Origin of the sequence: Sphingomonas sp. RIT328 (assembly GCF_000632225.1) — a bacterium.
GTDB classification, from domain to species: domain Bacteria; phylum Pseudomonadota; class Alphaproteobacteria; order Sphingomonadales; family Sphingomonadaceae; genus Sphingomonas; species Sphingomonas kyungheensis.
In genome coordinates this window covers 39587-52162 of the sequence record NZ_JFYV01000054.1, presented here as the reverse complement: position 1 = coordinate 52162, position 12576 = coordinate 39587, and the positions used below count along the sequence as shown (strand labels likewise).

Below are 12576 nucleotides of genomic sequence, written 5' to 3'. Positions count from 1 at the left end.
GGAGGGTCCTCGCTAGAGCAAGCGCGCCGTCGGGGCAACGCGTCTGTTCACCATGTACGGTGTTTGTTCCGTGAGAACAAGAGGGGAACGCGGATTTTACCCGTTCGAGGGTGCCGGATCACGTCAGCCGCGTCGCCAGCGTCCACCAGCCGCAGGCGCGCGCGCGCTCCGCGGCCGCATCCCGCGCCGCCGGCTCGTCGAACAGCGCGAAGCAGGTCGCGCCGCTCCCCGACATGCGCGCCAGAAGCACGTCAGGCGCGGCGGCGAGCTGGGCGAGCACCGCGTCGATCACCGGCGCGATCGCGCGGGCGGGCGGTTCGAGGTCGTTGCGGCCGGCGCGGGCGCGGGCGAGCAGGTCCCCGTCCTCGGCGATCGCGCCGCGATCGATCCCGTCCCAGCGCGCGAAGACCGCGGCGGTGCCGACCGCGACGCCCGGATTGACGAGCAGCACCGGCATACCCGCCAGCCCCTCGACCGGCAGCAGCGCCTCCCCCTTGCCGGTACCCAGCGTCGCCCGCCCGAGCAGGCAGGCAGGAACGTCGGCACCGAGCGTCTCGGCGAGCACGAACAGCCGCGGGTCGTCGGTGGCGATGCCGTGCAGGCGGGCGAGTGCGCGCAGGGTCGCCGCGGCATCCGCCGAGCCGCCGCCGATCCCCGAGGCGATCGGCAGATGCTTGTCGAGCGTGATCGCATGCGCCTGGGTGATGCCGAACACGCCGGCGAACCCCTGCGCCGCGCGCAGCACGAGATTGTCCGCGGGATTGCCGCCCGCGAGCGCATCGGCGAACGGTCCGGTGATCGTGAAGCTGTCCGCCGCGGCGGGAACGACGGTGATCGTATCGCCATCGGCCGCGAAGACGAACAGCGTCTCCAGAGCATGATAGCCGTCGGCGCGGCGATGCCGCACGTGCAGGGCAAGATTGATCTTGGCGGGGGCGGGTTCGACGATCATCGCGGCGGCAATCCGTTCGCGGCCTTGGCGGCGAGCCGCTGCGCCTCGACCGGCGTCGCGGTCAGCGCCGCGGCGCGCCAGGCGTAGCGCGCCTCGTAGCGCCGGCCGCGGGTCCAGTAGAGATCGCCGAGATGCTCGCCGATCTCGGCATTGACGGTGTCGACCGCGGCGGCACGCTCGATCAATGGCTGCGCCCGCGCAATATCGCCGCTGAGGAAATAGGCCCAGCCGAGCGAATCGGCGATCGAGGAATCGTCGGGCTTGAGCGCATGCGCGCGTTCGAGCATCGCGATCGACTGCGGCACGTCGATGCCGCGCTCGGCCTGCGCATAGCCGAGATAGTTGAGCGCGAGCGGTTCGGCCGGGGCGATCGCCACCGCCTTCTGCAATGCGGCGCGGCTCGCCGGCCAGTCGCCCGCCTGTTCGAGCGCACCGCCATATTGCAGCCATGCGCTCCACGCGGTCGGATCGGCATCGACGACGCGGCGGTACCAGCCGACCGCCTCGCGATGCCGGTCGAGCGCGGTGAGCTGGTCGGCATAGGTCTGCCAGTCGCCCTCGCCCGCCCCCGGCCGCTCGGCCCCCGTGCGGGCGATGGCGAGCGCTTCCTCCTGGCGACCGGCGGCGGTGAGGATCGCGATCCGCGTCGCCAGCGCGGTCGAGGCATAGGGACTCGCCGCGCCGATCCCGTCGAGCGCGGTCAGCGCGCGCGGCACCGCCTTGTCCTTGGCGAGCGCGCCGGCGAGCAGCAGCCGCACGCGATCATTGGCCGGGTAAGCGATCAGCGCGGTGCGGGCGAGCGCGATCGACAGCTCGCTCGCATCCTGATCGGCAAGGTCGCCGGCGATCCGGCCGAGCAGCCGCGATACGCCGAAGCCGAGCGTCGGCTGCGCGGCATCGCCCTCGCGCAATGCCGCGAACACCGGATCGTCGCCGGCGAGCAGGCTGCGGGCCTGATCCTTCTGCCCGAGGCCGAACAGCAACTGACCGGCGGAGAGGCGCAGGTCGATCGGCGAGCCGGTCTCGCGCAGCGCCTGGACCGTGGCCAGACCCTTTGCGGTGTCGCCGCGGGCGATCTGGATCAATGCCGCGGTCTCGGCGGCAAGCCGCTGCGCGACCGGGTCCTTGCCGGTGGCGAGAATCGCCGGCGCCGGGTTCTGCTTGCTCGCGAAGGCGATCCAGGCGCGCAGCGACGGCGCGAGCACGCCGAGCGGGGTGGTGGCGAGCGCATCGGTCGCGGCGCTCGCGCCCGCAGCGTCGCCGCGGGCGGCGGCAAGCGCGAGCGGCAACAGCGGCAGATCGGCGGGGGCGCCCGGCTGGCCGCGCAGCACCGCGGCGGCGCGGGTGGCGAGCGCGACGTCGCCCGCGGCGAGCGCCTCGCGATAGGCGCGCACCGCGACCGCCGTACTGGTCGGCGCCGCCGCCAGCGCGCGGGCATAGCCTGCGGCGGCGAGGTCGACGCGGCCGTCGGCATCCGCCGCCCCGGCCTTCAGGTAATCGGCAAGCCGCGCGGTGTCCGCCGCCGCCGGCGCGATCGTGGCACAGCCGACCGCCGCGGCGAGGATCAGGCGCTTACATGTTGGGATAATTCGGGCCTCCACCACCCTCCGGCACCACCCAGTTGATGTTCTGGGTCGGGTCCTTGATGTCGCACGTCTTGCAGTGGACGCAATTCTGCGCGTTGATGACGAACTTCGGCTCGCCCGTCTCCTGCCCGACGATCTCGTAAACGCCGGCCGGGCAATAGCGTTGCGCCGGTTCGTCGTAGAGCGGCAGGTCATATTCGACCGGCACGTTCGGGTCCTTGAGCGTCAGGTGGACCGGCTGGTCCTCCTCGTGATTGGTGTTCGACAGGAACACCGAGGACAGGCGGTCGAAGGTCAGCACGCCGTCGGGCTTGGGATAGACCGGCGGCTTGACCAGATCCTTGCGCCACAGGCTCTCGTGATCCGGATGATGCTTCATCGTGAACGGCATGCGGATGCCGAAATGCTCGAGCCACATCGTCACGCCGGCAAGGCCGGAGCCGAGGAAATCGCCGAACTTCTTGACCAGAGGCACGACGTTGCGGACGATCGACAGCTCCTTTTTGACCCAGCTCGTCTCGAACGCCTGCGGATAGGCGACGAGCTCGTCATGCTGGCGCTGCGACAGGATCGCGGCGGCGGCGGCCTCGGCAGCCATCATGCCGCTCTTCATCGCGGTATGCGTGCCCTTGATCCGCGGCACGTTGAGGAAACCGGCGCTGTCACCGATCAGCGCGCCGCCGGGGAAGACGAGCTTGGGGATCGACTGCAAGCCGCCGTCGCTGATCGCGCGCGCGCCGTAGGAGACCCGCTTGCCGCCCTTGAGCAGCGCGGCGATCTCCGGATGCGTCTTCCACTTCTGCATTTCCTGGAAGGGCGACAGATAGGGATTGGTGTAGTTGAGCCAGGTGACGAAGCCGAGGCTGACCTGCCCGTTCGCCTGATGGTAGAGCCAGCCGCCGCCATTGGCGTCGTCGCCGAGCGGCCAGCCCTGGGTGTGGATCACCCGTCCGGGCTGGTGCAGCGCCGGATCGATGTCCCACAATTCCTTGACGCCGAGGCCGTAGACCTGAGGCTGCGCGTCGCGCGCGAGGTCGAAGGTGCGGATCACCTCCTTGCTCAGGTGACCGCGGCAGCCTTCGGCGAAAAAGGTGTATTTGGCGTGGAGTTCGAGCCCCGGCGTATAGTCGGGCTTGTGCGTGCCGTCGCGCGCCACGCCCATGTCGCCGGTGGCGACACCGATCACGCGGCCTCCGTCGTCGAACAGCACCTCGGCGGCGGCGAAGCCCGGGAAGATCTCGACGCCGAGTTCCTCCGCCTTGCCGGCGAGCCAGCGGCACAGATTGCCGAGGCTGCCGGTATAGGTGCCCTTGTTGTGGAGGAAGGGCGGCGTCCACAGATGCGGCAGCACCGTCTTCTTCGTCGGGCTGAGCACCCAATGGAGATTGTCGGTGACCGGCACCTCGGCCAGCGGGCAATCCTCGCGCCAGTCGGGCAGCAGCTCGTCGAGGCTGCGCGGATCGATCACCGCGCCCGACAGGATATGCGCGCCGACCTCCGAGCCCTTTTCGAGCACGCAGACCGACAGGTCGGCGCCCTGTTCGGCAGCGACCTGTTTGAAGCGGATCGCCGCCGACAGGCCCGCCGGGCCGGCGCCGACGATCACCACGTCATAGGGCATCGATTCGCGTTCCGACATCATTCCACTCCCGGCATCCCACTGGATGCATCGTGCTTGCGGTTGTCGGCGGCATGAAAAGCGTTCAGGCGCATCCCGACAACGTCTCGTCTCCGGATCGCGATCGGACAAGTTGACGCAAACGTCAACCTAGGGAAGGTTCGGGGAAACAAAAAGGAACAGCGTGGGGGCCGATCAACATAGCGACTGGCTGGCGGGCGTCGCGAGCGCGCTCGACTGGTGGCAGGAGGCGGGCGTCGACACGCTCGTCGCCGATACGCCGCGCGACTGGCTCGCCGAGCCGATGGTCGTGCCGGCGATGCCCGCCCCCGCCCCTGCCCTCGCGGCGGCGCCGGCCGCGGCGACGATGCCCGACCGGATCGCCGATTTCATCGCCTGGCGCGCCGGCGATGCGGTGCCGGAAGTCTCCTGGCGCGGCATCTCGATCGCGGCGAGCGGCCCGCACGATGCGGCGGTGATGGTGCTGGTCGACTGCCCCGACAAGGAGGATGGCGAGGCCGGCAGCTTGCTCAGCGGACAGGCGGGCGCCTTGTTCGACCGGATGCTCGCCGCGATCGGCCTGAGCCGCGAGACCATCCACCTCGCCGCGGTCTGCGCGAAGCGGCCGGTCGCCGGCCGGATGCCGCCCGATACCGAGACGCGTTTGTCCGCCATCGCGCAGCATCATGTCGGGCTGGTCGCGCCGCAACGGCTGCTGCTGCTCGGCAATGCGGCGAGCCGTGCCGTTCTGGGGGCGGAAATGCCGGCGGCACGCGGGTCTTTACACTCATTTAACCATAGAAGCGGAAAGACCGGGGTGGTCGCCACTTTCCACCCGCGCTTCCTGCTCGAAAAGCCCGTGGCCAAGGCGGAGGCCTGGAAGGACCTGCAATTGCTGATCGGACCCGCATGACCCGCACGCTCGCCCTGCTCGTCGCGCTCGCGCTCCCCGCCACCTTCCCCGCCGCCGCGGACGCCGCGCCCGGCGATCCGGCCGGCGATGCGAGGCCGGTCACCGCCGCCGCGCTCGCCGATCGCATTCCCGATCAGCTCGATGCCAGCCAGCGCGAGGGCTATCGCGCGGTGTTCCAGGCGATCCGCGACGGCCGGTGGCAGGATGCGCAGCTCGGGCTCGACGCGATGAAGCCCGGCCCGCTGCACGCGATCGCCCGCGCCGAACTTTATACCGCCAAGGGCTCGCCGCGGATCGAGATGGAACCGCTCGTCGCCTTGCTCAACGAAGCACCCGAGCTGCCCGAGGCGGAGACCCTCGCCCGCCTCGCCCGCAGCCGCGGCGCGGCGGAGCTGCCGCCGCTACCGCAGGCGCAGCGGCTGATCTGGCAGGACGGCGCGCCGCGCCGCGTCCGTGCCAAGGCGACACGCAGCGACGAGGTCGCCGCCGGCCTCGCCGTGGCGATGCAGCCCTATATCAAGGGTGACATGGGCGCCGAGGCGCAGGCGCTGCTCGAATCGACGCCCGGCCTGTCGCCCGAGGCGCTGAGCGAATGGCAGGCGAAGGTCGCCTGGATGTATTATCTCACCGGCGATGACCGCAACACGCGCGCGATGGCAGCGAAAGCCGCCGCGGGCGACGGCGACTGGGCGGTCCAGGGGCGCTGGATGGGTGCGCTCGCCGCCTGGCGGCAGAATGACTGCGCCGCCGCGGCCGGCGAATTCTCCGGCGTCGCTGCGCGCGCCACCGACGTCGATCTGCGTGCCGCCGCGCTCTATTGGGCGGCGCGGGCCGATATGATGTGCGGCCGCCCCGACCGCGTGCAGGCGCGACTGCAATCCGCGGCGCAATTCTCCGAAAGCTTCTACGGCCAGCTCGCCCGACAGGCGCTTCTGATCCGCGATACCAGCCGCCCGTCGACGCAGGTCGTCGCGGCCGACTGGGCACGGCTCGACAAGCGGCCGAACATCCGCGTTGCCGCCGCGCTCGCCGAGATCGGCGAGACCGACCTTGCCGACACCGTCGTGCGCCAGCAGGCGCGGATCGGCGACCCGGCCGAATTCGGCAGCCTGGTCCGCGTCGCCGAGGCGCTCAGCCTGCCCGCCACCACCGTCTGGCTCGCGCACAATTGCCCGCAGGGCGTCGTCGCCACCGCCGAGGCACGCTATCCGACGCCCAATTGGACCCCGTCGAGCGGCTGGCGCGTCGACAAGGCCTTGGTCTATGCCCATACGCTCGAGGAAAGCGGCTTCCGCAACAAGGTGGTGAGCCCCGCCGGCGCCTATGGCCTGATGCAGATCATGCCCGCCGCCGCGACCGACTATTCGCGCGAACGCGGCCTGGCGCTCGACAAGGCGGCGCTGACCAAGCCGGCGACCAACATGGACATCGGCCAGCGCCATCTGGAGCGCTTGCGCGACATGGCGGGCGTGACCGGCGGGCTGCTGCCCAAGGTGATCGCCGCCTATAACGCCGGCCCGCGACCGGTCGGCGACTGGAACGCGATCGTCCACGACAATGGCGACCCTCTGCTCTACATCGAAAGCATCCCCTATTGGGAGACGCGCGGCTATGTCACGACGGTGCTGCGCAATTATTGGATGTACGAGGCGCAGGGCGGCCGCAAGGCCTCGGCGAGCCGCTCCGCGCTGGCGCAGGGCATGTGGCCGCGCTTCCCCGGCCTGCCCGGCGCCGCCGCGGTCCGCATCGCCGGCCGCCCGAGCAACACCGCGATCGCGGTGAACGGCAGCGTCAGCCCGCAGTCGCGGACGACGGTGGCGGGGAATTGAGGCGGGTGGTGCGCTAGCGCCGGACTTCGGCAGCGATCCTCACGGCATCCATCTCCTCTCGGCACCGGCCGCGGTATTGCAGGAGAGGTTCACGCGCTCACCATTCCGATCGCACGCAGCCACAGCTCGACGAGCCGCGGCCACTGCCCAACCGGCTCGCTGCCGTGGCGTAGCGCAAAGGCGTGTCCGCCTTTGGCGAAGAGGTGAACTTCGGTCGACACGCCGGCTTTGTCGAGCGCCGACGCGTACATCAGGCTGTTGCAGATCGGATCGACCGGATCGTTCCACGCCTGGGCGATGAAGGTCGGCGGCGCGGCGCGGCTGACCGGCAGTTTCGGATCGAACGTGCCGTGTTGGCGGCAGATGTGCCCCGGATAGAGCGCCACGGCGAAATCGGGCCGACTGCTCACCGCGTCGACGGCATCGACCGGGCGATAGGTGGGTTCGACGATGTTGCTGGTCTGGGCGACGAGATAGCCGCCCGCCGACATGCCGAGCACGCCGATGCGATGCGGATCGATGCCGAGCCGCCCCGCCATCGACCGCACCAGCCGGATCGTCCGCTGCGCATCCTGCAGCGCGCGCGGGATCGCGGGGATTATGCGACGCTGCGTCTTGTCGTCCCAGAAGTCGTTGCCGCCGGGGGCGCGATATTTGGAGACGATGCAGGTGATGCCCCTGCCGGTCAGCCAGTCGCAGATCTCGACGCCTTCGAGGTCGACGAAGACCTTCTGGAAACCGCCGCCCGGAAAGACGATGACGGCGGCGCCATTGGCATGGCCCCGAGCGGGCATGATGGTCATCGTCGGGACGGAGACGTTGAGCACGGCGGCGGATATTCCGCCGGTCGCACCGGGGTCGGGATAGCTCTGGACGCTTTCCGGCGGCTGCGGCCGGAACGTGCCATCGGGGGCGGCGCCCGGCCAGATGCGCATCTGCCGCAAACCCGCGCGCGGCTGCCACGTCGACGGGGCGCTCGTTCGAGCAGGCGCGGGCGGCGCATCGGGCTTGCCGGCGCGGCCGCAGGCTCCGCTGGCAGCCCCGATCGTCAGTGCGGTGAGCAACGCTAAGCGAAACGGCGTCATGCGAAATTCCCTGGTCTCTGACGCACCGGGTCTATGGCGTGGCTGCGCCGGCGACAAAGAACCTTTGATCCCGTCTGTCCGGAGATTTGCTCATGGCTCGGTCTCGGGCCCGCGTCGAACCGGAGGACTGACCTCCCCGACCAATGATGGGCTGACTTTCGCCGAACCCCCTCTACAAAGTGGCTATGGCAATCGGACTGGATAATACGGGGTTCAGCGATGCGCTGGTGATCCTGGGGGCGGCGGGGCTGGTGATCCCCGCCTTTGCGCGGTTTCGCGTCAGCCCGATCATCGGCTTCATCCTCGTCGGCGTGCTGGTCGGGCCGGCGGGGCTCGGCGCGCTGACCGATCGCGCGCCATGGCTCTATTACCTGACCATCTCCAACCCGCATTCGATCGAGCCCTTCGCCGAATTCGGCATCGTGCTGCTGCTGTTCTCGATCGGGCTCGAGCTGTCCTTCAAGCGCCTGTGGGCGATGCGGGCGCAGGTGTTCGGCATCGGTCCCGCCGAACTGATCGGATCGGCGGTGCTGATCGCGGTGGCGGTGCATCTGCTCGGCCAGGATTGGGGCGGTTCGGCGGGGCTCGGGCTTGCGCTCGCGCTGTCGTCGACCGCGCTGGTGCTGCCGCTGGTCGGCACCACGAGCCCGGTCGGCCGCGCCGCCTTCGCGATGCTGCTGTTCGAGGATCTCGCGCTGGTGCCGATCATCTTCGCGCTGGGCGCGATGGCGCCGACCGCGAGCCCGGACGGCTGGGTCGGCATCGCCGGAGTGGCGCTGCGCGGCCTGGCGACGGTGGTGGTGATGTATCTGGGCGGACGGCTGGTGCTGCCGCGGCTGTTCGCGCAGGCGGCGCGGACCAAAAGCCCGGAGCTGTTCCTCGCCGCCTCGCTGCTCGTCGTCATCACCGCGAGCGTCGCGACCACCGCGGCGGGGCTGTCGCCGATCGTCGGCGCACTGCTCGCCGGGCTGCTGATCGCCGAGACCGAATATCATAACGAGGTCGAGGTCATCACCGCGCCGTTCAAAGGCCTGGCGCTCGGCGTGTTCCTGATCACCGTCGGGATGAGCGTCAATCTTGGCGAGGTGCTCGCCAATTGGCCGTCGCTGCTCGGCGGCGTGACCGCGGTTGTCGGGATCAAGGCGATCGTCACCTTCCTGCTGCTCCGCGTCGCGCAGACCGGGCGCGGCGTCGCCGCGGAGACCGGGCTGCTGATGGGCAGCCCGTCGGAAACGACGCTGATCGTCCTCGCCACCGCGGCGCAGGCGCAGCTGATCCTGCCGTCGACCGCCGCCTTCTGGCAGACGGTGACCGCGATCGGGCTGACGCTGACGCCGCTGCTCGCGCAGGCGGGCAAGAGGCTGTCGCGCGGCATCGACCGGTTCGCGCCCAACGACCCGCTGCCCGCCGACGACGGCGGCGACGGGCCGGGCGCGGTGGTGATCGGCTTCGGCCGCGTCGGCCGGATGGTCGCCGACCTGCTTGCGGTGCACGGCCAGCGCTATCTCGCGGTCGAGGCGGATATCGATGCGGTCGCCGAGGCGCGGCGCAGCGGCCACCCGGTGATGTTCGGCGATATCGCCCGCGGTGACTGGGTGGAGCGGCTCGACCTCGCCCGCGCGCGCGCGCTGATCCTGACGATGGACGATCCGGTGCTGACCGTGCAGCTGACGCGGCGGATGCGCGCGCTGGCCCCCGACCTGCCGATCATCGCCCGCGCCCGCGATCCGCACCACGCCGCCGAACTCTATCGTGCCGGGGTGACCGACGCGGTGCCGGAAACGCTCGAAAGCTCGCTGCAATTGTCGGAGGCGGTGCTGGTCGATCTCGGCGTCGCGATGGGGCCGGTGATCGCCTCGATCCATGCAAAGCGCGACGAGCTGCGCCAGACGATCCGCGCGGCGGCGGAACTCGACCGCGAACCGCGCATCCGGCGGGTGCGGCGGATGAGCGAGGATGTGCGGTCGGCCTGAGTGCGGGCGCAAGGAACGCAGGAAGAGGGTTCACGCGGAGGCGCGGAGGCGCGGAGGCGCGGAGAAGAAGAGGGTTCCACGTCAAAAAGCCGACGACAGGCGACTCAGCGAAGCTGCTTGCTATCTCCAATGAGAATAGAGGAGGCGCTGCGCGCCGCGGCGCAATACCTCCGCGCCCTCTGCGCCTCTGCGCGCAAACTCCTTCTCCGCGCCTCCGCGTGAACCTAATTTTCCGGCTCGTCCGCGCGACTAGGCTGAGTCCTACCATAAGAGACCGATGGCGCACGAAGACCAGTCCATCGCGCTCGGCCTCAAGTATAAAGATCGACCACCTCCGCGCCCTCCGCCACCGCGTCGAGCAGCAGCGTGCGGTGGCAATGGGTCGGGTCCCGTTCGTAGCAGAGCAAGGCGCTCGGCTGCGTCGCGGCGAGGTCGAGCATCTGCGCGGCGGCGGCCTGCGCTTCGGGCAGGTCGAGCTGCGCGTCGTAGACCTCGGTCAGCGTCGCGACGTCGCCCTTCTTGGCGGCGTCGCGGCCGCGCTTCGGCGTGCCCAGCGCCTTGAGGTGGACATAGGCGATGCCCGCCTCGGCGAGACTGGCGGCAAGCGACGACTTAGAGAAGCCGGGGCGGCGCGACAGCGGCAATGCGCGCACGTCGACCACCTGCGTCACGCCGGCGCGATGCAGCGCGGCGAGGAAGTCGGCCATCGTCGTGGCCTCGTACCCGATAGTGTAGATCGTCGTCATGCCGCCCCAACGCATCGGCGGGGCGGCGCGTTGCCCGCGCCGGCATCGCGGCCTAATGGCCTGACATGACTTATGACATCCATATCGTCGGCGGCGGCCTCGCCGGATCGGAAGCGGCATGGCAGCTCGCCGAGGCGGGCTATCGTGTCCGCCTGTCGGAGATGCGCGGATCGGGTGAGCGCACGCCGGCGCATCAGACCGACCAGCTCGCCGAACTCGTCTGCTCGAACAGCTTCCGCTCGGACGATGCCGAGGCGAATGCGGTCGGGTTGCTGCATCAGGAGATGCGCGCGCTCGGATCGCTGATCATGGCGCAGGCGGACCGGCATCGCGTCCCCGCCGGCTCGGCGCTCGCCGTCGATCGCGACGGCTATGCCGCGGGCGTCACCGCCGCGCTCGCCGATCATCCCAATGTCACGCTGGTGCGCGAGCGGATCGACACGCTGCCGGAGGGGCCGGCGATCCTCGCCACCGGGCCGCTCACCGCGGCGCATCTCGCCGAGGCGATCGGCGGCGCGACGGGGGCGGAGGCGCTCGCCTTCTTCGACGCGCTGGCGCCGATCGTCCACGCCGACACGATCGACATGGACGTCGCGTGGAAGGCGTCGCGCTGGGACAAGGGCGAGGCGGATTACATCAACTGCCCGATGGACAAGGAAACCTATCTCGCCTTCCACGCCGCGCTGCTTGCCGGGGAGAAGAGCGAATTCAAGGAGTGGGAAAAGGACACGCCCTATTTCGAGGGCTGCATGCCGATCGAGGTGATGGCGGAGCGCGGCCTCGACACGTTGCGCTACGGGCCGATGAAGCCGGTCGGGCTCGACGACCCGCGCACCGGGCGCTGGCCCTATGCGGTGGTGCAGCTGCGGCAGGACAATGCGCAGGGCACCTTGTGGAATATCGTCGGCTTTCAGACCAAGCTCAAACATGCCGAACAGGTCCGGCTGTTCCGCACCATCCCCGGCCTGCAGAATGCGGAATTCGCGCGGCTCGGCGGGCTGCATCGCAATACGTTCATCCGCTCGCCGCAATTGCTCGATCCGACGTTGCGATTGAAGAGCCGGCCGCATCTGCGCTTCGCCGGACAGATCACCGGCTGTGAGGGCTATATCGAGAGCGCGGCGATCGGCCTGCTCGCCGGACGCTTCGCCGCGGCGGAGCTCGCCGGCCCGACGCTAGCGCCGCCGCCGGTCGAGACCGCGCTCGGCGCCCTGCTCGGCCATATCACCGGCGGCGCAGAGGCGGAGACCTATCAGCCGATGAACGTCAACTTCGGGCTGATGCCGCCGATTCCCGGTCGCACCAAGAAGGCCGACCGCAAGAAGATGTACACCGACCGCGGTCGTGCCGCCTTTGCCGGCTGGCTCAGCTCTCATCACCCGACGGCGCCGCAGTCGGCGGACATTTCGCCCGACCCGGCTTGCGCTTGACCGCGGTGGCGGCGAATTCGGCGGCGTCCATCGCCCCCGATTTGTCGCGATCAGCGGCGACGAATTTGGCGGCGGCGCGGGCGGCATATTCGTCGAAGTCGAGCCGGCCGTCGCCATTGCTGTCGAGCTTGGCGAAGCTCTTGCGCCGGTTGGCGAGATATTCCTCGCGGCTGATCGCGCCATTCTCGTCCTTGTCGTAACGCGCGAAGCGACGCTGTTCGCGCGTCGCCTCGGCCGCGGCGGGAACGTCCGGCTCAGCCGCCGGGGCCGGCGCCTCGCTCGCCTGCGCCGTCGGGGCCGCGGGCAGAGCCGCCGCCGGCGAATGGCGGGGGAGCAGCACCGCCCCCCCCCCCGCCGCTGCCAGAACTGCCACACCCGCCGCCAGATATCGCCACATCGTCGAGCCCTCCTGCGATAGGGGAGCCTAGCAGCGGCGGGGCGACG

General features: G+C 70.1%; 10 protein-coding genes. 4 read left to right on the top strand and 6 right to left on the bottom strand.

Features of this window, described 5'->3' with window-relative positions; translation table 11 throughout:
- Positions 1-118: 118 nt before the first annotated feature.
- From BW41_RS17945 to BW41_RS17935, 3 genes are read right to left on the bottom strand one after another with little or no spacing between them, the layout of a single operon-like run.
- A complete protein-coding gene (locus BW41_RS17945) occupies positions 119-952 on the bottom strand; it encodes a 4-(cytidine 5'-diphospho)-2-C-methyl-D-erythritol kinase (RefSeq protein ID WP_037536275.1) in 834 nt (277 codons plus the stop codon).
- Complete coding sequence (locus BW41_RS17940; RefSeq protein WP_235199824.1) at positions 949-2553, bottom strand: tetratricopeptide repeat protein; 1605 nt, start codon at positions 2551-2553, stop codon at positions 949-951. Before BW41_RS17940 ends, BW41_RS17945 begins: the two co-directional genes overlap by 4 nt.
- Positions 2525-4177, bottom strand: coding sequence for an electron transfer flavoprotein-ubiquinone oxidoreductase (locus tag BW41_RS17935; protein WP_037536475.1), 1653 nt, complete (start codon positions 4175-4177; stop codon positions 2525-2527). Before BW41_RS17935 ends, BW41_RS17940 begins: the two co-directional genes overlap by 29 nt.
- 163 nt (positions 4178-4340) lie before the next feature.
- Here BW41_RS17935 and BW41_RS17930 point away from each other — a divergent pair, with 163 nt between their 5' ends.
- Together BW41_RS17930 and BW41_RS17925 are read left to right on the top strand one after the other, a co-directional pair.
- Positions 4341-5069, top strand: a complete 729-nt coding sequence (locus tag BW41_RS17930; protein WP_037536273.1) for a uracil-DNA glycosylase — start codon at positions 4341-4343, stop codon at positions 5067-5069.
- Entirely contained in the window at positions 5066-6898 is a 1833-nt protein-coding gene (locus tag BW41_RS17925; RefSeq protein WP_037536271.1) for a lytic transglycosylase domain-containing protein, read from the top strand. The genes BW41_RS17930 and BW41_RS17925 overlap by 4 nt, the downstream gene beginning before the upstream one ends.
- Before the next feature lie 89 nt (positions 6899-6987).
- Here the strand turns inward: BW41_RS17925 and BW41_RS17920 are convergent, their stop codons facing one another.
- Positions 6988-7983, bottom strand: coding sequence for an alpha/beta hydrolase (locus tag BW41_RS17920; protein ID WP_200870467.1), 996 nt, complete (start codon positions 7981-7983; stop codon positions 6988-6990).
- Between the two features lie 185 nt (positions 7984-8168).
- On the opposite strand from BW41_RS17920, the gene BW41_RS17915 reads away from it, so the two are divergent.
- Positions 8169-9956 (top strand): cation:proton antiporter domain-containing protein, encoded by a 1788-nt coding sequence (locus BW41_RS17915; protein ID WP_037536270.1) that lies wholly within the window; start codon positions 8169-8171, stop codon positions 9954-9956.
- A 311-nt stretch (positions 9957-10267) separates the two neighbouring features.
- Here the strand turns inward: BW41_RS17915 and BW41_RS17910 are convergent, their stop codons facing one another.
- The gene (locus BW41_RS17910; protein ID WP_037536268.1) at positions 10268-10702 is read right to left on the bottom strand and encodes a DUF488 domain-containing protein; all 435 of its coding nucleotides are present in this window, start codon (positions 10700-10702) and stop codon (positions 10268-10270) included.
- 65 nt (positions 10703-10767) lie between these two features.
- Between BW41_RS17910 and trmFO the strand changes: the two genes are divergently transcribed.
- The gene (gene trmFO, locus BW41_RS17905) at positions 10768-12132 is read left to right on the top strand and encodes a methylenetetrahydrofolate--tRNA-(uracil(54)-C(5))-methyltransferase (FADH(2)-oxidizing) TrmFO (RefSeq protein ID WP_037536266.1); all 1365 of its coding nucleotides are present in this window, start codon (positions 10768-10770) and stop codon (positions 12130-12132) included.
- Here the strand turns inward: trmFO and BW41_RS17900 are convergent.
- Complete coding sequence (locus BW41_RS17900) at positions 12068-12472, bottom strand: histidine kinase (RefSeq protein WP_443027656.1); 405 nt, start codon at positions 12470-12472, stop codon at positions 12068-12070. The two genes, trmFO and BW41_RS17900, sit on opposite strands and share 65 nt — an antisense overlap.
- Positions 12473-12576 lie beyond the last annotated feature (104 nt).

Coding starts and splice junctions, on each gene's coding strand:
- BW41_RS17920 (WP_200870467.1), bottom strand. CDS start 7,983: ATGACGCCGTTTCGCTTAGCGTTGCTCACCGCACTGACGATCGGGGCT.
- BW41_RS17945 (WP_037536275.1), bottom strand. CDS start 952: ATGATCGTCGAACCCGCCCCCGCCAAGATCAATCTTGCCCTGCACGTG.
- BW41_RS17915 (WP_037536270.1), top strand. CDS start 8,169: ATGGCAATCGGACTGGATAATACGGGGTTCAGCGATGCGCTGGTGATC.
- BW41_RS17925 (WP_037536271.1), top strand. CDS start 5,066: ATGACCCGCACGCTCGCCCTGCTCGTCGCGCTCGCGCTCCCCGCCACC.
- BW41_RS17910 (WP_037536268.1), bottom strand. CDS start 10,702: ATGACGACGATCTACACTATCGGGTACGAGGCCACGACGATGGCCGAC.
- BW41_RS17935 (WP_037536475.1), bottom strand. CDS start 4,177: ATGTCGGAACGCGAATCGATGCCCTATGACGTGGTGATCGTCGGCGCC.
- trmFO (WP_037536266.1), top strand. CDS start 10,768: ATGACTTATGACATCCATATCGTCGGCGGCGGCCTCGCCGGATCGGAA.